The 17,508-nt window shown below is 63.0% G+C and carries 15 protein-coding genes; 11 read left to right on the top strand and 4 right to left on the bottom strand.

Annotated features, from left to right (window positions below; translation table 11 throughout):
* Nucleotides 1–95 precede the first annotated feature (95 nt).
* Nucleotides 96–2,996 carry an aminomethyl-transferring glycine dehydrogenase gene (gene gcvP, locus SKZ59_RS23050; protein ID WP_319993050.1) on the top strand — a complete coding sequence of 967 codons (2,901 nt, stop codon included), beginning with the start codon at nucleotides 96–98 and terminating at the stop codon, nucleotides 2,994–2,996.
* A 311-nt stretch (nucleotides 2,997–3,307) separates the two neighbouring features.
* Here the strand turns inward: gcvP and SKZ59_RS23045 are convergent, their stop codons facing one another.
* Nucleotides 3,308–3,475, bottom strand: coding sequence for a hypothetical protein (locus SKZ59_RS23045; RefSeq protein ID WP_319993049.1), 168 nt, complete (start codon nucleotides 3,473–3,475; stop codon nucleotides 3,308–3,310).
* A gap of 144 nt (nucleotides 3,476–3,619) precedes the next feature.
* On the opposite strand from SKZ59_RS23045, the gene SKZ59_RS23040 reads away from it, so the two are divergent.
* The 6 genes from SKZ59_RS23040 to SKZ59_RS23015 all read left to right on the top strand — a co-directional run bounded on the left by SKZ59_RS23040 (nucleotide 3,620) and on the right by SKZ59_RS23015 (nucleotide 10,141).
* Entirely contained in the window at nucleotides 3,620–4,837 is a 1,218-nt protein-coding gene (locus tag SKZ59_RS23040) for a Bcr/CflA family efflux MFS transporter (protein ID WP_070304004.1), read from the top strand.
* A gap of 25 nt (nucleotides 4,838–4,862) precedes the next feature.
* Nucleotides 4,863–5,480, top strand: a complete 618-nt coding sequence (locus SKZ59_RS23035; RefSeq protein WP_319993048.1) for a helix-turn-helix domain-containing protein — start codon at nucleotides 4,863–4,865, stop codon at nucleotides 5,478–5,480.
* Nucleotides 5,477–6,136 carry an Asp/Glu/hydantoin racemase gene (locus tag SKZ59_RS23030; protein ID WP_070304002.1) on the top strand — a complete coding sequence of 220 codons (660 nt, stop codon included), beginning with the start codon at nucleotides 5,477–5,479 and terminating at the stop codon, nucleotides 6,134–6,136. Before SKZ59_RS23035 ends, SKZ59_RS23030 begins: the two co-directional genes overlap by 4 nt.
* A gap of 379 nt (nucleotides 6,137–6,515) precedes the next feature.
* The gene (gene mgtA / locus SKZ59_RS23025; RefSeq protein WP_319993047.1) at nucleotides 6,516–9,200 is read left to right on the top strand and encodes a magnesium-translocating P-type ATPase; all 2,685 of its coding nucleotides are present in this window, start codon (nucleotides 6,516–6,518) and stop codon (nucleotides 9,198–9,200) included.
* Between the two features lie 36 nt (nucleotides 9,201–9,236).
* On the top strand, nucleotides 9,237–9,578 hold the full coding sequence (locus SKZ59_RS23020) for a hypothetical protein (protein ID WP_319993046.1): 342 nt from the start codon (nucleotides 9,237–9,239) through the stop codon (nucleotides 9,576–9,578).
* Nucleotides 9,575–10,141, top strand: a complete 567-nt coding sequence (locus tag SKZ59_RS23015) for a ribonuclease HI family protein (protein WP_319993045.1) — start codon at nucleotides 9,575–9,577, stop codon at nucleotides 10,139–10,141. The genes SKZ59_RS23020 and SKZ59_RS23015 overlap by 4 nt, the downstream gene beginning before the upstream one ends.
* On the opposite strand, the gene SKZ59_RS23010 is transcribed toward SKZ59_RS23015, so the two are convergent.
* The 3 genes from SKZ59_RS23010 to SKZ59_RS23000 form a co-directional block, all read right to left on the bottom strand.
* Nucleotides 10,138–11,775 (bottom strand): methyl-accepting chemotaxis protein, encoded by a 1,638-nt coding sequence (locus SKZ59_RS23010; protein WP_319993044.1) that lies wholly within the window; start codon nucleotides 11,773–11,775, stop codon nucleotides 10,138–10,140. The genes SKZ59_RS23015 and SKZ59_RS23010 overlap by 4 nt on opposite strands.
* An 83-nt stretch (nucleotides 11,776–11,858) precedes the next feature.
* The gene (locus SKZ59_RS23005) at nucleotides 11,859–13,466 is read right to left on the bottom strand and encodes a methyl-accepting chemotaxis protein (RefSeq protein ID WP_319993043.1); all 1,608 of its coding nucleotides are present in this window, start codon (nucleotides 13,464–13,466) and stop codon (nucleotides 11,859–11,861) included.
* Nucleotides 13,467–13,704: 238 nt separating this feature from the next.
* Nucleotides 13,705–14,196, bottom strand: a complete 492-nt coding sequence (locus tag SKZ59_RS23000; protein WP_034752308.1) for a chemotaxis protein CheW — start codon at nucleotides 14,194–14,196, stop codon at nucleotides 13,705–13,707.
* 48 nt (nucleotides 14,197–14,244) lie between these two features.
* On the opposite strand from SKZ59_RS23000, the gene SKZ59_RS22995 reads away from it, so the two are divergent.
* The 4 genes from SKZ59_RS22995 to SKZ59_RS22980 all read left to right on the top strand — a co-directional run bounded on the left by SKZ59_RS22995 (nucleotide 14,245) and on the right by SKZ59_RS22980 (nucleotide 17,502).
* A complete protein-coding gene (locus tag SKZ59_RS22995; protein WP_139143373.1) occupies nucleotides 14,245–14,523 on the top strand; it encodes a hypothetical protein in 279 nt (92 codons plus the stop codon).
* A gap of 3 nt (nucleotides 14,524–14,526) precedes the next feature.
* The gene (locus tag SKZ59_RS22990) at nucleotides 14,527–15,177 is read left to right on the top strand and encodes an HD domain-containing protein (protein WP_070303118.1); all 651 of its coding nucleotides are present in this window, start codon (nucleotides 14,527–14,529) and stop codon (nucleotides 15,175–15,177) included.
* Nucleotides 15,178–15,296: 119 nt separating this feature from the next.
* Nucleotides 15,297–16,580 carry a TCR/Tet family MFS transporter gene (locus SKZ59_RS22985; RefSeq protein WP_070303117.1) on the top strand — a complete coding sequence of 428 codons (1,284 nt, stop codon included), beginning with the start codon at nucleotides 15,297–15,299 and terminating at the stop codon, nucleotides 16,578–16,580.
* 100 nt (nucleotides 16,581–16,680) lie between these two features.
* The gene (locus SKZ59_RS22980) at nucleotides 16,681–17,502 is read left to right on the top strand and encodes a substrate-binding periplasmic protein (protein WP_319993041.1); all 822 of its coding nucleotides are present in this window, start codon (nucleotides 16,681–16,683) and stop codon (nucleotides 17,500–17,502) included.
* Nucleotides 17,503–17,508: the final 6 nt, after the last annotated feature.

The following is a 17,508-nucleotide window of genomic DNA, read 5'->3' as shown; positions in this document are numbered from 1 at the left end:
TTTGCGGCCCGTTTGCATTTAATTTTGTAGCTATGCCCCGGCGCCGCGCCCGCGCGCCGCATCCCGGTTTTTCAGTCTTTTTTGGCCTCTATATCATGACCCGCACCAGCCTGACCCAACTCGAAGCACGCGATGCCTTCATCGCCCGCCACATCGGCCCTTCCGCCACCGAACAGCAAGCCATGCTGGAGACCCTCGGCTATCCATCGCGCGCCGCGCTGATCGACGCCCTGGTACCGGCCAACATCCGCAACAAGGGCGCCCTGCCCCTGGGCGCGTACTCGCAGCCGATGCCGGAACAGGAAGCCCTGTCGCGCCTGAAAGCCATCGCCGGCAAGAACCAGGTGCTCAAATCTCTGATCGGCCAGGGCTACTACAACACGTTCACCCCTGGCGTCGTGTTGCGCAACATCTTTGAAAACCCGGCCTGGTACACGGCGTACACGCCTTACCAGCCAGAGATTTCGCAAGGCCGCCTGGAAGCGATTTTGAACTTCCAGCAAGTGATCACGGACCTGACCGGCATGGGCATCTCGAACGCCTCGATGCTGGACGAAGGCACGGCCGCCGCCGAAGCGATGACGCTGATCCAGCGCGTGGGCAAGTCGAAGTCGAACGTGCTGTACGTCGCCAACGACGTGCTGCCGCAAACCCTGGAAGTGGTGCAGACGCGCGCCCAGCCGATCGGCATCGAGGTGCGCACGTTCGACCCGGCTGAAATCGAGTCGCTCGACGCCTGTTTCGGCGTGCTGCTGCAATACCCTGGCGTGAACGGTGTCGTGCGCGACTACCGCGCCGGCGTGGAAAAACTGCATGCGAATGGCGCCATGGTCATCGTCGCAGCAGACCTGCTGGCCCTGACCATGCTCACGCCACCGGGCGAATGGGGCGCCGACGTCGTCGTCGGCAACAGCCAGCGCTTCGGCGTGCCGCTCGGTTTCGGCGGCCCCCACGCGGGCTATCTGTCCACGCGCGATGAATTCAAGCGCAATATGTCGGGCCGCCTGGTCGGCGTGACCGTCGATGCGCAAGGCAACAAGGCGTACCGTCTGGCCCTGCAAACGCGCGAACAGCATATCCGCCGCGAAAAAGCGACGTCCAACATCTGCACGGCGCAAGTGCTGCTGGCCGTGATGGCCTCGATGTACGCCGTCTACCACGGCCCTGCCGGCCTGCTGCAGATCGCCCAGCGCGTGCACCGCTTTACGGGCGTGCTGGCGGCCAACCTGAAGACGCTCGGTTATGGCGTCGTCAACGCGAGCTACTTCGACACCCTGACCATCAATGTCGCCGATGCGGCGCAGCTGCACGCAACGGCCATGCACCACGGCGTCAACCTGCGCAAGATCGACAACACCCATGTCGGCGTGTCGCTCGACGAAACCACCACGCGCGATGATATCGCGCTGCTGTGGAAGGTGTTCGCGCACGGCCTGGCCAACGCGCCTGCCGCCCCGGACCTGGACGCCGTTGAAGCTGGCGTCACCAGCGCGCTGCCGGCCAACCTGGCGCGCGAAAGCGCCTACCTGACCCACCCGGTCTTCAACAGCTACCACTCGGAACACGAAATGCTGCGCTACCTGCGCAGCCTGGCCGACAAGGACCTGGCGCTGGACCGCACCATGATCCCGCTCGGCTCGTGCACCATGAAGCTGAACGCCACGAGCGAGATGATTCCCGTCACCTGGCCAGAGTTCTCGAACATCCACCCGTTCGCGCCGGATGCACAAACGGTTGGCTACCGCGAAATGATCTCGCAGCTGGAAGAGATGCTGTGCGCGCTGACCGGCTACGCGGCCGTCTCGCTGCAGCCGAACGCCGGCTCGCAGGGCGAATACGCGGGTCTGCTGGTGATCAAGGCGTATCACGAATCGCGCGGCGAAGGCCACCGCAACATCTGCCTGATTCCATCGTCGGCACACGGCACCAACCCCGCATCGGCCAACATGGTCGGCATGCAGGTCGTCGTCACCAGCTGCGACGCCAACGGCAACGTGGATCTGGCCGACCTGAAAGCGAAAGCGGAAAAGCACAGCGCCAACCTGGCTTGCGTGATGGTCACCTACCCATCGACCCACGGCGTGTTTGAAGAAGGCATCCAGGAACTGTGCGAAATCATCCACTCGCACGGCGGCCAGGTCTACATCGACGGCGCCAACATGAACGCGCTGGTCGGCGTGGCCGCTCCCGGCTCGTTCGGCGGCGACGTATCGCACCTGAACCTGCACAAGACCTTCTGCATCCCGCACGGCGGTGGCGGACCAGGCGTCGGCCCGATCGGCGTGGGCGCCCACCTGGCGAAATTCCTGCCGAACCAGCGTTCGTCCGGCTACCAGCGCGATGCTGCCGGCATCGGCGCCGTCAGCGCCGCGCCATTCGGCTCGGCCAGCATCCTGCCGATTTCGTGGATGTATATTGCCATGATGGGCGCAGAGGGATTAACCGCAGCGACCGAGACGGCGATCCTGGCGGCGAACTATATCGCGCGCCGCCTGGCGCCGCACTACCCCGTGCTGTATTCGGGCCACGACGGCCTGGTCGCGCACGAGTGCATCCTGGACCTGCGCCCGATCACGGACGCCACCGGCATCAGCAACGAAGACGTGGCCAAGCGTTTGATGGACTTCGGTTTCCATGCGCCGACCATGAGCTTCCCCGTGCCGGGCACGCTGATGATCGAGCCGACGGAAAGCGAATCGAAAGTGGAAATCGACCGCTTCATCGACGCCATGATCGCCATCCGCGCGGAAATCGCCAAGGTCGCCAGCGGTGAATTCGACCACGACGACAACCCTTTGAGGAACGCGCCGCACACGGCACAAGTCTTGATGTCGGACAGCTGGGACCGCAAGTACAGCCGTGAAATCGCGGCGTACCCTGTCGCTTCCCTGCGCCAGCGCAAATACTGGCCGCCGGTCGGCCGCGCCGACAACGTGTACGGCGACCGCAATCTGTTCTGCGGTTGTGCTCCGATCAGCTCTTACGAGGAGGAATAACGCCAGACCAAACCTACTGCGCGTCGCGCTTTGCGGCCGGCGATGCTCACCGTACTAGAGTACGGTTGCGCTTCTCGGCCACAAATCACTGACGCTCGCTACGGTTTTGTCAGGCGTCGAAACTCGGTAATCAGGAATTAAAATCCTGGCGAAAACCGGGAGCATTAAACCAGAACGGCAGGCCGCAAGGTCTGCCGTTTTTTTATGCGCCGCCTACAGCTACGTAGGTCGGATTAGCGCGCAAGCGCGTAATCCGACATCACCACCGGCCTCGCCAACAATGTTGTCGGATTACGCTCCGCTAATCCGACCTACGCTAGCGGCAACGCCAGCAGGACGGCGCCCGGCAGCCCTAGGGTCGTGCCGAGTATCGTCAGCAATATGACGTCGCGCCGCTCGCAGCGGGTGCGGTGCGAGCTCCAGGCGGCAAACAGCAGCGCGACAGCCACGCCGCTGAGCGAAATTCCCATTTCCGTCATGCCAGCTCTCCCGTCATTGTCTCTTCCTTCATCGCTCTCATCCTTTTCATTGATTGAACAAGCTACCTATCGGTAGGCAGCAAGTGTACAATAAAAAACACGGCGGCGTCCATGCCCTGTTTTTTGACGATAAAAGGAATCGCAATGCAGCAGCAAACCACTCTCCCCGCCGCCAGTCTCGGGCTGGCGGCTTCCCTGGCTCTCGTGGCCGTGCTTGGTCCGGCAGGCATCGACATGTACCTGGCCTCGATGCCCGCCATGGCGCGCGAGCTGCACACCTCGTATGCGAATGTGCAGCTGAGCCTGACCGTCTTCCTGCTGGCACTCGGCGCAGGCCAATTGCTGTGCGGGCCGCTCACCGACATGCTGGGCCGGCGCCGTCCGCTCCTGGCCGGCATCGCCGTCTACATCGTGGCGGCCGTATGGGCGTCGCAGGCGGATCAATTGAGCACCTTGCTGCTGGCGCGTACCTTGCAGGGCCTGGGTGCGGCGCTGACCCTGGTCGTGGTGATGAGCATGGTGCGCGACGTGGCCGATGGGGTCAAAGCGGCGCAGCTGTTTGCCCTGTTGATGACCATCGTCGGCCTGGCGCCCGTGCTGGCGCCCGCCGTGGGCGGCTTGCTCGATGCGCACTACGGCTGGCGCGCCGTGATGCTGGCCCTGGCCGCGCTGGGCGCCTTGACCCTGCTCAATAGCGCGCTGTTCCTGCCGGAAACACTGCCCCGTGCCCGCCGCGTTTCGCCGCAAGGCATGCACCGCACCTATGCGCGCATCGCACAGGACCGCGCCTTCCTGCTGCCCGCGCTGGCCCTGTCAGCCACGTTCTTTTTCCTGTTCGCGTATATCGGCGGCGCGTCGCTCGTGTACCAGCGCGATTTCGGCCTGTCCGCCAGCAGTTTCGGCCTCGTCTTTGGCGCGACAGGCGTGGCCGTGCTGCTCGGTGCCATGGCCAGCGGCCGGATGGTGGAAAAGCATGGCGTGGCGCGCCTGAGCGTGGCGGGCAGCGTGGCCATGCTGGGCGGTGCGGCACTGGCCCTGCTGGGCGCGTGGGCGGGAGCGGGCATCGCCGCCGTCGTGCCGGGCATGTTCGTGGCCCTGTTTGGCCTGGGCATCGCGGAAGCGGCGCTGATGGCCATGGCCATGGGTTCGCAGCAGCGCGCACTCGGCTCCACGGCCGCCCTGCTGGGCGCCATCCAGATGACCTTATCGTCCTTGGCCACGCCGCTGGCGGCCAGTCTGTCCGAATGGGGGCCGCTGCCCTGGCTGCTGTTCTTGACCGTGGCCGGCCTGCTGGTATCATGGCTGACCCTGGCCACTGCGCGCATCCATCCGGTCCATGCCGGCAGCCTGGGAGCGCACTGACGCTTCACCCAATCACTACCCTCATATGAAGAAACGTTCGGCCTCGGCCGATAACATCTGCGCCGTCGCCGTCTTGCATTTTTCCGAACACGGCTACGACGCCTCGTCGCTCAGCTACATCGCCGAACAGGCGGGCATGCGCAAGGCTTCGCTGTATTCGCACTTCGCCGGCAAGGACGCCCTCTTCCTCGACGTGTTTGCCGACGCGCTGGCCGAGGAACAAGCGTTCATGGATAGCTGCTTCGCCGACGAAGCGGCGCTGACGGCGCCCGGCGGCCTGCAGGCCGGCGCCCTGTATTGCGACCGCATGGCGCAGCGCTACGCGGAGTCGGCCCACCTGCGCTTTTTGCTGCGCACGGCATATTTACCGCCCGCGCCCTTGCGCATCGAAGTCGGCACGGGCTATGAAGCCTTGCTTGCGCAATTGCAGCGACATTACGTGGCCAGCCTGGGCCGCATGGCGCCTGCCCTGGCGCCGCAGCGCGTCGACCTGTATGCGCAAGCCTACCTGGGCATCGTCGACAGCCTGCACGTGGAACTGATCTACGCGGGCGGCGCCGCGCTGCAGCAGCGCCATGCAGCCCTGTGGCAGATATTGTCCGATTCACTGGCGATGGCGCAAACGGCTACGCCTTCCTCATGACATCATTCATTTCCTTCCTGCACACGTCTCCCGTGCATGTGGCCAGCTTCGCGCGCCTTCTCGATACGCAGGCGCCAGGCATGGTCGCCGAACACCATGTGGATGAAGCGTTGCTGGCGGCGGCGCAGCAAGCCGGCGCCGACGAGGCCGCGCTGGAACGGCGCATCCACGCCGCCATGGCGGCTGCCGCTGCCAACGGGGCGGCCGTCGTGGTCTGCACGTGCTCCACCATCGGAGCCGCCGCCGAACGCACGCCGACCGGCGGACGCTACACCGCCATGCGCATCGACCGCGCCATGGCCGATACCGCCGTGCTGGCAGGCCCGCGCATCCTGGTCGTGGCGGCCTTGGCCAGCACGCTGGCGCCCACCACGCGCCTGTTGCAGGAATCGGCTGCCGCGCTGGACAGGCCTATCCAGTTGCAGTCGCTGCTGGCCGAAGGCGCGTGGACGCACTTCCAGGCTGGCGATCACGCGGCGTATATCGGCGCCATCACCGGCTGCATAATGACAGCCACGCCGGCGGCCGACGTGATCGTGCTGGCGCAAGCGTCGATGGCGCCGGCAGCGCAGGCACTGCAGGAACTGGGCGTGCCGGTGCTGTCGAGCCCATCGCTCGGTGTGGCGCGGGCGCTCGCGCAATTGCAGGCACCTTGACGTCAACATTACACTTTGGAAACCTAAGATTTCTTCAGTTGACACTCTTGCAGCCCATCCATAAGATGCCCTCATTATTCATTTACGGAGTCCCACGTGGGTACTTGTTCTAGTGACAGTAGCCGATCTTGTATCGGTGATTGCCTCGGCAGCTAAACAGCAAGCAACGCGGAACTCTCTTTCCTCCGTGCCTTGCTGAGCAAGGTGCGGTGTCTCGCGCGGCCAGTCCGGCTGCGCGCCTCCTCCCTCTTTCCGATCGCGACCGGCTACTGACCCGGATTGCCCGCCTGCGTCATGGTTCGCCATGTTGCGTCGGCGGCACGCAAGTCTTGCCTGCGGCTGCGCCGCCCGTCAACACCTCGCCGTGAAAGGAAGAGCCATGAATCTCTTCACCCGCTTATTCGAATCGTTCCTGCGCAAACGCCATACGGCCGGTCATTTCCGCCGCCGCGCCATGCCGCTGGAAAACAGCACGGCCCGCCCCGTGCCCGACCACCTGGCGCGCCAGCTGCTGGCCGCCGCCCATGAAGAGCTCGACAGCGCGCTGAACCGTCTGCACACACGCATCGAAGGCTTGCGCGATGCCGAGGCGCAAGTCATCGGCGCACAAACGGGGCCGAATGAGGTCGAGCATGAAAAGCCGCTGGCCTGGTACCAGCATCTGTGGCTGTGCTACAAGAATCCGTTCAACCTGCTGCTCACCGTGCTGGCCATCGTGTCCTACCTGACAGAAGATCCGAAGGCGACCATCGTCATCGGCACCATGGTGATTTTGTCGACCCTGCTGCGTTTCGTGCAGGAAGGCCGCTCGAACCGCGCCGCCGAGCGCCTGAAAGCCATGGTCAGCAATACGGCCACCGTGCTGCGCAATGGCCAGCAGATCGAGCTGCCGATCCGCCAGCTGGTGCAGGGCGACATCATCGTGCTGTCGGCCGGCGACATGATCCCCGCCGATTGCCGTCTGCTGTCCGCGAAAGACCTGTTCGTCAGCCAGGCCGCCATGACCGGTGAATCCTTGCCGGTGGAAAAGATGGCCGAGCTGGCCGACGCCCATGGCAAAGACCCGATGGACCTGGCCAATTTGCTGTTCATGGGCACGAACGTGATTTCGGGCGCCGCCACGGCGCTGGTACTGGCCACGGGCAACCGCACGTATTTTGGCACCATCGCCACGAGAGTGACGGCCACCGAGCGCACGCCGACGGCGTTCGAGGCGGGCGTGAACAGCGTCAGCTGGCTCTTGATCCGCTTCGCCCTCGTGATGGCGCCGCTCGTGTTCCTCATCAATGGCTGGACCAAGGGCGACTGGATGGAAGCTTTCCTGTTTGCCCTCTCTGTCGCTGTCGGCCTGACGCCGGAAATGCTGCCCATGATCGTCACCAGCACCCTGGCCAAGGGCGCCGTGAAACTGTCGAAAAAGAAAGTCGTCGTCAAGCGCCTCGATGCGATCCAGAACTTCGGCGCCATGGATGTGCTGTGCACGGACAAGACGGGCACCTTGACGCAGGACAAGATCGTGCTGGAGCGCCATACCGACGTGTTCGGCCAACCGTCCGATGAAGTGCTGCAATTTGCCTATCTGAACAGCCACTACCAGACCGGCTTGAAAAATCTGCTGGACCGCGCCGTGCTCGACCATGTGGAATTGCAGACGGAAATGCAGCTGGCGCGCGATTACGTGAAAGTCGATGAAATCCCGTTCGATTTCGTGCGCCGCCGCATGTCTGTCGTCGTCTCGGAACGCAACGATCACCATGAACTGATCTGCAAGGGCGCCGTCGAGGAAATTCTCGCCGCCTGCAGCCATTTGCGCCTCGGCGGCGTGAATATTCCACTCGATCCTGCCCTGCTGGACAAGGTGCTGGAAACCACGCATGGCCTCAATGCGGAAGGCTTGCGCGTAGTGGCCGTGGCCGTCAAGGAAGTACCGCCGCACAAAACCGTGTATGGCGTGGCCGATGAAACGGCGCTGACCCTGATCGGCTATGTGGCCTTCCTCGATCCGCCGAAGGAATCGACGGCGCCCGCCCTGCGCGCGCTGGCCGAACACGGCGTGACCGTGAAAGTCTTGACGGGCGACAACCACCTCGTGACGGCGAAGATCTGCCGCGAAGTGGGCCTGGCCGTGCATGGCGTGCTGCAAGGCCAGCAGCTCGATGACATGGACGACGCCACCCTGGCGCAGGCGGCAGAGGACAACACCGTGTTTGCCAAGCTCAGCCCGCTGCACAAGGAGCGCCTCGTGCGCGCGCTGCGCGGCAATGGCCATATCGTCGGCTTCATGGGCGACGGCATCAACGACGCGCCCGCCCTGCGCGCGGCCGACATCGGCATTTCCGTCGATTCGGCCGTCGATATCGCCAAGGAAGCGGCCGACATCATCCTGCTGGAAAAAAGCCTGATGGTGCTGGAAGAAGGCGTGCTGGAAGGCCGGCGCACCTTCAGCAACATGCTCAAATATATCCGCATGACGGCCAGCTCGAACTTCGGCAATGTGTTTTCCGTGCTGGTGGCCAGCGCCTTTTTACCGTTCCTGCCGATGCTGCCGCTGCACTTGCTGGTGCAAAACCTGCTGTACGACGTGTCGCAGATCGCCATCCCGTTCGACAATGTCGATGCCGAGCTGATCCAGCAGCCGCTGAGCTGGAATCCGCGCGACATCGGCCGCTTCATGGTGTTCTTCGGACCCATCAGCTCGATCTTCGACATCAGCACGTTTATCCTGATGTGGCATGTGTTTGGCGCCAATACGCCCGAGCAGCAAACCTTGTTCCAGTCCGGCTGGTTCGTCGTGGGGCTACTCACGCAAACCTTGATCGTGCACCTGATCCGCACGCCCAAGCTGCCGTTCATCGACAGCATCGCATCCGTGCCCCTGCTGGTGGCCACCACCGCCATCATGGCCGTGGGCGTCTTCCTGCCGATGGGTCCGCTGGCGACCTACTTCAAGCTGCAAGCCTTGCCACTCGGATATTTCCCATGGCTGCTGGGCATCCTCGTCTGCTACACGGCGCTGACAACGTTCATGAAGCGCGTGTATCTGCGCAAATTCGGCTGGCAATAGTATGATGAGCCGCTCTTTCTCCTCACAAAGGCACGCATGAGCGGCTCCCCCCTTTCCAAACGTAATCTCGCCCTGCTGTTGTCGGGTCTCGTGTTTCCCGGCAGCGGGCATTTTGTATTGAAACGCAAGGCGCGCGGCTGCCTCTTCCTCGTGCCGGCCCTGGTCGCGCTCGTGCTCGTATTACGCCAGATCATGGCACGTTTGGACCAGGTAATGGCACAGATCGACAGCGGCGCCCTGCCTCTCGACGTGCAGCTGATCGTGGAAAAGGTCGATGCGCTGTCCGCCAATGACGGCCCGGCCATGACAGTGGCCGTGGGCGTCCTGGTGGCGTGCTGGGTAGCCAGCCTCATCGACACCCTCCTGATCAAGCCATGACGGAAGAAGCGGTCGCGCGCAAAGCACGCAAGGAAGCCAAGATGCAGGCGCGCCGCGCGCAGCTGGCGCTCAGCCGCCAGGACCACGGCGGCCCGCTGGCCTGGCGCGGCTGGTTCGACGGTTCCGCCCACCCGAATCCGGGCAAACTGGGCATAGGCGCACTGCTGCTGGGGCCGAACGGCGAACGCATCGAAGTGAGCGAGTCGGCTGGCTATGGCAGCAGCAGCGACGCGGAATACGCGGCCCTGACGGCCGTGCTGCAAGCGGCACTCAAGGTGCGCCCGCCGCCCGTGCAGTTGCTGCTGTTCGGCGACAGCCAAGTGGTGATCAACGACGTGCTGGGAACGACGCCGGTCGGCGCCAAAGGACTGGAAACGCAAAGGGCCACCGTAGTGGCCCTGCTGGAACAATTCAATGAGGTCAGCTTGCGCTGGCTGCCGCGCCACCGCAATGGCGAGGCGGACAAACTGTCGCAGATGGCGGTCGATCGGGGGTCAGACCCGCCGGGTCTGACCCCAGCAGTTGATGTAGGGCCTAAGTCCCCCCGGCAACCATCAAATTAAGCAACGCGGCCGATCCGCAAGGCTTCTTGCTGCGCCTTGGCTGCCGGGCGCTTGGCACCCTTCAAACCGCTGACACTGGCCTGCTGCCCATTCAGTTTGAATACGCTGACGACTTGCGCCAAGTTATGCGCCTGGTGCTGCATCGATTCGGCGGCGGCGGCCGACTCTTCCACCAGGGCCGCATTTTGCTGCGTGACGGCATCCATCTGGCCGATGGCGCGGTTGATCTCGTCGATGCCCACGCTTTGCTCGCTGCTCGCTGCCGTGATTTCCGTGATGATGTCGCTCACGCGCTGCACGCTGTCGACGATATCGGTCATGGTCGAACCGGCTTGCGCCACCAGCATGCTGCCCGCGTTGACTTGCTCCACGGATGCGCCGATCAGGGTCTTGATTTCTTTCGCCGCTGAAGCGGAACGTTGCGCCAGGTTGCGCACTTCGGACGCGACGACGGCAAAGCCACGGCCCTGCTCGCCGGCGCGTGCCGCTTCCACGGCCGCGTTCAGCGCCAGGATATTCGTCTGGAAGGCGATGCCGTCGATGACACTGATAATGTCGACGATCTTGTTCGACGAAGCGTTGATCGATTCCATCGTGCCCACCACCTGCGCCACGACTTCACCGCCCTTGACGGCCACTTGCGCGGCCGATGCCGCCAACTGGTTGGCCTGGCGCGCATTGTCCGCATTCTGTTTCACGGTCGACGTCAGCTCTTCCATCGACGACGCTGTCTCTTCCAAGGAACCGGCCTGCTCTTCCGTGCGGGAAGACAGGTCCTGGTTGCCGGCGGCGATTTCCGTCGACGAGGTGGCGATGCTGTCCGTGCCCGTACGCACTTCGCTGACGATGTTCAGCAAGCTCGTGTTCATATCCTTCAACGCTTGCAGCAATTGCCCGGTTTCATCGTTGGCGCTGGCGTCGATTTGCGCCGTCAAGTCGCCATCGGCCACCTTGCGGGCAATCTCCACGGCTGTGCGCAGGGGACGCACGATGCCCATCGTCAACAGCCAGGCGCAGACGACGCCAAAGCCCAGCGCCAGCACGGCCAGGGTCAGCAGCAAGTTGCGGCTCGTCTTGGCGACCTCGTCGATCTCGCGCGCGGTTTTATCGATGCTGGCACGCTGGTGCTGCAGCATGTCGTTGACCACTTTCAGGTACTTCGTCGAACCGGGCACGAAGATGCCCTGGAACGCTTGCTCCGCTTCCGCTTCCTGTCCATCCGCCTTCAGCTTCGATACTTGCGCGCGCGAATCGAGGTAAACCTTGCGCTGTTCGCTCACCAGGCGGAACAGTTCCTTTTCTTCCGGGCTGGAAATCAAGGCTTCGATTTTCTTTTGCAATTCGCCCGAGACCACCGACGATTGCTTGGCCTCTTCCGCAAAATACGCGCCCAAGGTCGTGTCGCTGCTGCGCGCGATGGCCGTGGTGCGGCGCACGCCGCTGTCGATTTTCGCGTACCAGTCGGAAATATAGCGTTCCTTCGTCAGCGGCAATTCCATCATGGAACGCGTGGCCGTGGCCACGTCATGCAAGCGCCACACGCTGATGCCCGTGATGAGCATGGAAAACAGCAAGATCACGGCAAAACCCAGGCCGAGGCGCACACCAATACTGACGTTTCTTAACAAATTCATGTGAATATCCTAAAAAAGCGGAACCAGACTATATAAAAAAGGGGAACAGCAGAAAGCGGCTGCACGAGGCAGCCGCGGCGCCATCAGCGTGTGCCGATGCGCAAGGCGGTTTGCGGCGCTGCCGGGCGTTTCAGCGCCTGCAGGCCATTCAATTTAAAGACGCTGACCACTTGCGCCAGGTTATGCGCCTGGTGCTGCATCGACTCGGCGGCGGCGGCCGATTCTTCCACCAGCGCCGCGTTTTGCTGCGTGACGGCATCCATCTGGCCGATGGCCCGGTTGATCTCGTCGATACCCACGCTTTGTTCGCTGCTGGCCGCCGTGATTTCCGTGATGATGTCGCTCACGCGCTGCACACTGTCAACGATATCGGTCATGGTCGAACCGGCTTGTGCCACCAGCATGCTGCCCGCGTTGACTTGCTCCACGGAAGCGCCGATCAGGGTCTTGATCTCCTTTGCGGCAGAAGCTGAACGCTGGGCCAGGTTGCGCACTTCGGACGCCACGACGGCAAAGCCGCGGCCCTGCTCGCCGGCACGGGCCGCTTCCACGGCCGCGTTCAACGCCAGGATATTCGTCTGGAAGGCGATGCCGTCGATGACGGAAATGATGTCGACGATCTTGTTCGACGACGCGTTGATCGATTCCATCGTGCCCACCACCTGCGCCACGACTTCCCCACCCTTGACGGCCACTTGCGCGGCCGATGCCGCCAACTGGTTCGCCTGGCGCGCATTGTCCGCATTCTGTTTCACGGTCGACGTCAATTCTTCCATCGATGACGCTGTTTCTTCCAGCGAACCGGCCTGCTCTTCCGTGCGGGAAGACAGGTCCTGGTTACCTGCGGCAATCTGTGTCGACGAGGTCGCGATGCTGTCCGTACCGCTGCGCACTTCGCCGACGATGTTGAGCAGGCTCGTGTTCATGTCCTTCAACGCTTGCAGCAATTGCCCCGTTTCATCGTTGGCGCTGGCGTCGATCTGCGCCGTCAAGTCGCCATCGGCCACCTTGCGGGCAATCTCCACGGCCGTGCGCAGGGGGCGCACGATGCCCATCGTCAACAACCAGGCGCAGACGACGCCAAAGCCCAGCGCCAGCACGGCCAGCACCAGCAACAGGTTGCGGCTGGTAGTGGCGACGGCGTCGATCTCGCGCGCCGTCGTGTCGATGCTGGCGCGCTGGTGTTCCAGCAAGTCCAGCACCATCTTCTGGTACTTGGCGGCGGCCGGCACAAAGGTCTTTTCAAACACCTCGTTGGCGGCATCGACCTGCGCTTCGCCCTTCAGCTTGTAGACCTGGTCGCGCGAACTGATGTACACCTTGCGCTGTTCCAGCAAGCCCGCGAACATGACTTTTTCTTCCGGCTTGTCGATCAGTGCCTCGATCTTCTTTTGCAGCTCGGCCGAGCTGGACGACGACACTTTCGATTCTTCGGCGAAATAGCCGCTGAGCGAGGTATCGCTGCTGCGGGCAATGGCGATGGTACGGCGCACGGCGCTGTCGATGCGGCCATACCAGTCGGAAATATAGCGTTCCTTGGCCAGCGGCTGCTCCATCATGACGCGCGTGGAACTGGCCACGTCGTGCAGGCGCCAGACGCTGATGCCCGTAATAAGCATGGAAAACAGCAAGATCACGGCAAAACCGAGTCCGAGGCGGACGCCGATGCTGACGTTGCGTAATACATTCATGTGACTATCCTAAAAAGCCCTGATGCAGCGCGCCGAACGGCTGATGGCATCCCTTGAAGCGCTGCGTGGCTGCGCTATCAAGGCGGGCATGAAAAGTGAAACCAAAGTGAAACTGGCGCACGGTTCGGCTGAACCGTGCGCCAGGAAAGGCGCTAGCGTGCGCCCTGCAGAAAAAGCAAACAATGCTTGGGGTCAATTGTTTCCGACAAAGCCGATCAAAATGACAGGCGGGGGAAAATCAGGCGGCCAATTTTTCGATCAAGCCCATATCGGCGCTAGACATCAGCTGGTCGATATCGACCAGGATCAGCATGCGCTCGTCGATGGTGCCCAGGCCGATCACGTATTCCGTGTTGATCGAACGGCCCATGTCCGGCGCCGGCTTGATCTGCTCGGGCATCAGGGTGGTGACGTCGGAAACGCGGTCGACGACCATGCCGACGACGCGGTTGCCGATGTTGAGGATGATGACGACGGTGAACTGGTCATAGCTGGGCGTGCCCAGGTTGAACTTGATGCGCATGTCGACGATCGGCACGATGATGCCGCGCAAGTTGACCACGCCCTTGACGAACTCGGGGGCGTTGGCAATGCGGGTCGGCGTTTCATAGCTGCGGATTTCGCTGACTTTCTGGATGTCGATGCCATATTCTTCCTGGCCCAGGGTAAAGGCCAGGTATTCGGCAGCCTTGGCAACGGTTGCGCCAGTATCGCTGGAATTGGTGTTCATGATAATCCTTTCGTTAACTCGCCTGGGGCGCAGGCCAGGGCGCGCTGCATGCAAGCCCTGGATGTGACGCGCCAAGCACGATGGAATGGCTGTCACTTGTATGTTTTTGCAAATACTTTCTCGCAATTAGCTTATGCTTCTAATTTCCGTGCGGCAATGTTACCTCATGTAAATTTTACATGCACTAAAAAAGAGCATTCGTCTGACCAGTGCTTTTCAAAAATACAATTTATGTGGCAAATACGGCACGCCGAAGTGCCGGGCGCCCCGCCCCACGCGGCGGCGTTTTATGCCACACTGGCGGCCCCTGCTTTTTTACGACTTTGAACCATGCATTCTTTGCTTTCCCAATGGCAACCACGTCTGCTGGCGCTGGCCACGGCCGGCCTGGGCGATGACAGCGCCCACGACATCAACCATCTGCACCGTGTCTGGCGCAATGCCAGCGTCCTGCTGGAAGAATATGCGCAGGCCGACGCCCTCACCGTGATGGCAGCGTGCTACCTGCACGACCTGGTCAACTTGCCGAAAAACCATCCCGAGCGCCATCTGGCCTCGCGCCAGGCGGCAACGCTGGCTTGCCGCCAGCTGGCGGAACTGGAGTTCCCGGCAGAAAAATTGGCCGGCGTGGCCCACGCCATCGAGACGCACAGTTTTTCCGCCAACCTGCCGCCGCACACGATCGAAGCGCAGATCGTGCAGGACGCGGACCGCATCGACGCGCTGGGCGCCGTGGGACTGGCGCGCCTGTTCTATACGGCCGCGCGCATGGATAGCGCGCTCGCGCACGGCACGGATCCGCTGGCCGCGCATCGCCCGCTCGACGACAAGGCCTACGCGCTCGACCATATCGTCACCAAGCTCGACAAATTGCCCGGCAAGATGCAGACGGCGGCGGGCCGCGCGCTGGCCGAACAGCGGCTGGCCGTGCTGACGGATTTCCGCGCCGCCTTCGCGGACGAATGGGGAATGAGCACATAAGCCTGGTGGCGATAGCCAGCAGCACGCATGCTATCTATAATGCAAGCCTCAGCTATCGCGCCGCGCGTCAGCAGAAAACTGCAAGACGCCGGCGCAATACCAACGCGCCGAAAGCATGCATGTCCGATCAAACCAGCCCCGACAGCCATTCCCCGTCATCGCCCGCCGCGCCCGCGCGCGCCGGCAACCTCAATTTCATCCTCGTCTGCGTCTTCATCGACATGCTGGGCATCGGCCTCGTGGTGCCCGTGCTGCCCATCCTGATCGGCAATTTTGTCGACGGCAAGGATGCCCAGGCATTCTGGTACGGCATCATGGCGGCCCTCTTCGGCTTGCTGCAGTTCATCTTCATGCCCATGCTGGGCGCCATCAGCGACCGCGTGGGACGCCGTCCCGTGCTGCTGTACTCGATGGCGGGCATGGGCATCAACTTTCTCGCCACGGGCTGGGCGCCGAACCTGGCCTGCCTGTTCATCGGCAGGGTCATCGGCGGCGTCTCGTCGGCCAGCATGTCGGTCGCGTCCGCCTATGCCTCCGACGTTTCCACCCCCGACAACCGGGCCAAGAGCTTCGGCAAAATCGGCGCCGCCTTCGGCCTGGGCTTCATTTGCGGGCCCATGCTGGGAGGCCTGCTGGGCGAAATCGATCTGCGCCTGCCGTTTTACGTGGCGGCTGGCCTGTCGGCGGCCAATTTCATCTACGGCTATTTCTGTGTGCCCGAATCGCTGCAGCCGGGCCCGCGCGCACCGTTCACCCTGGCCCGCATCAACCCGTTCGCCGCGCTGCTGAAACTGGTGCGCCGCGTGGAAATCCGCGGCCTGGTGCTCGCCTTCGGCCTGATGACGTTTGCGCAAATGATGCTCAACACCACGTGGGTGCTGTACACGCACTTCCGCTTCGACTGGACGCCGCGCCAGAACGGCATCGCCCTGTTCTGCGTGGGCCTGTGCGCAGCCGTCGTGCAGGCGGGCTTGCTGGGCATACTCATCAAACGCTTTGGCGAAGTGCGCTTATCCCTGCTGGGCATGGCGTCGGGCGCCCTCACCTACCTGCTGTACGGACTGGCCACGCAAGGCTGGATGATGTATGCGCTGATCCTGTGCAACCTGCTGGCCTTTGCCGCCGGCCCGGCCCTGCAAGGCATCATCTCGAAATCATCGAACGCCAGCGAACAGGGAGAACTGATGGGCTCCCTGCAATCGATCAGCAGCCTGGGCATCATCCTCATGCCTTTGCTGGGCAGCATGATCCTCGGCGAAGTGAGCCATTTGCCGCCGCAGGACTGGCGCATCGGCAGCACCTTCTACCTGTGCGCCATCATGCAAACCCTGGGCATCCTCGTGGCCTGGCGCTACTTCAAGGCGCAGCGCCTGGCCAGACTTGCGGTTTCCACCACAAAGTAGCCGCGGGGATAATATTGTATTTGAGAAATAAATAGGCGAGAATGGGATAATCAGCGGGGCGTTACCGACGCCCGGCATTCGATGGCAAGCAAGGATGGGTATGACTGACTTTTATTCCAGCGCCTGGCGCCGAACCATGGCCATGCTGGCGCTGGCGCTGCCGTCCCTGGCGGGCGCGCAATGCTCGCGCGACATCCAGGTGCCCGTCTCGGCGATCGGCGCCAGCGTGGTCGTCAGTGGCGCCACGATCAGCGGCATCTATCCCGACTTGCTGCGCAGCATGGGCGCCAAGCTCGGCTGCAACTTTGTCTTCACGGCCGTGCCCCGCGCGCGCCTGGAAGCGATGTTCGAAGCGGGCAAGGCCGACTTGCTGATCCCGGCCAGCAGCACGCCGCGGCGCGACCAGCATGGCCTGTTCATCCCGCTGATGGGCAGCCGTCCGCTGCTGATCTCGCTGCAGGGCACGCGCGCACCCATCAACACCATGCAGGAACTGATCGACCGGCGCGAATTGCGCGTGGCGCTCGTGCGCGGCTACGACTACGGCGCACCGTACCAGGCGCTGGCCAAGGAATTGAGCAGCCAGGGACGCCTGTTCTACGAAGTCGACGCGCTCTCCGTGGCGCGTCTGATGCAAAGCGGCTTCATCGATGCCACCATCATGGCCCCCACCATCCTCGCCGGCGTGGCGCAAAACGATGCGCGCGTGTATGGCCTGGCCGACCGATTGCGCCTGGAAGCGCTGCCGGAATTGCCGTGGGGCATGAGCGGCGCCTACCTGTCGCGCAAGGCGCTGACGGCGGAAGACCAGGCCACCTTGCGCGAACTGCTGGAAAAAGCGGGCCGCTCGGGCGTCCTGATGGAAGGTTTCCAGCGCCACCACCGCCAGGAATTGTTGTCGCAGAGCATACGCCCCCGCTAAGGCCCG

This window comes from Janthinobacterium sp. GMG2, assembly GCF_033949445.1.
Classification (GTDB): Bacteria; Pseudomonadota; Gammaproteobacteria; order Burkholderiales; family Burkholderiaceae_D; genus Janthinobacterium; species Janthinobacterium aestuarii.
Note: the sequence above shows the minus strand (reverse complement) of the source record. Positions and strands in the feature narration are given on the sequence as shown.

Coding starts and splice junctions, on each gene's coding strand:
- SKZ59_RS23035 (WP_319993048.1), top strand. CDS start 4,863: ATGAAGAAACGTTCGGCCTCGGCCGATAACATCTGCGCCGTCGCCGTC.
- SKZ59_RS23000 (WP_034752308.1), bottom strand. CDS start 14,196: ATGAACACCAATTCCAGCGATACTGGCGCAACCGTTGCCAAGGCTGCC.
- mgtA (WP_319993047.1), top strand. CDS start 6,516: ATGAATCTCTTCACCCGCTTATTCGAATCGTTCCTGCGCAAACGCCAT.
- SKZ59_RS23020 (WP_319993046.1), top strand. CDS start 9,237: ATGAGCGGCTCCCCCCTTTCCAAACGTAATCTCGCCCTGCTGTTGTCG.
- SKZ59_RS22995 (WP_139143373.1), top strand. CDS start 14,245: ATGCAAGCCCTGGATGTGACGCGCCAAGCACGATGGAATGGCTGTCAC.
- SKZ59_RS22985 (WP_070303117.1), top strand. CDS start 15,297: ATGTCCGATCAAACCAGCCCCGACAGCCATTCCCCGTCATCGCCCGCC.
- SKZ59_RS23005 (WP_319993043.1), bottom strand. CDS start 13,466: ATGAATGTATTACGCAACGTCAGCATCGGCGTCCGCCTCGGACTCGGT.
- gcvP (WP_319993050.1), top strand. CDS start 96: ATGACCCGCACCAGCCTGACCCAACTCGAAGCACGCGATGCCTTCATC.
- SKZ59_RS22990 (WP_070303118.1), top strand. CDS start 14,527: ATGCATTCTTTGCTTTCCCAATGGCAACCACGTCTGCTGGCGCTGGCC.
- SKZ59_RS22980 (WP_319993041.1), top strand. CDS start 16,681: ATGACTGACTTTTATTCCAGCGCCTGGCGCCGAACCATGGCCATGCTG.
- SKZ59_RS23040 (WP_070304004.1), top strand. CDS start 3,620: ATGCAGCAGCAAACCACTCTCCCCGCCGCCAGTCTCGGGCTGGCGGCT.
- SKZ59_RS23030 (WP_070304002.1), top strand. CDS start 5,477: ATGACATCATTCATTTCCTTCCTGCACACGTCTCCCGTGCATGTGGCC.
- SKZ59_RS23045 (WP_319993049.1), bottom strand. CDS start 3,475: ATGACGGAAATGGGAATTTCGCTCAGCGGCGTGGCTGTCGCGCTGCTG.
- SKZ59_RS23015 (WP_319993045.1), top strand. CDS start 9,575: ATGACGGAAGAAGCGGTCGCGCGCAAAGCACGCAAGGAAGCCAAGATG.
- SKZ59_RS23010 (WP_319993044.1), bottom strand. CDS start 11,775: ATGAATTTGTTAAGAAACGTCAGTATTGGTGTGCGCCTCGGCCTGGGT.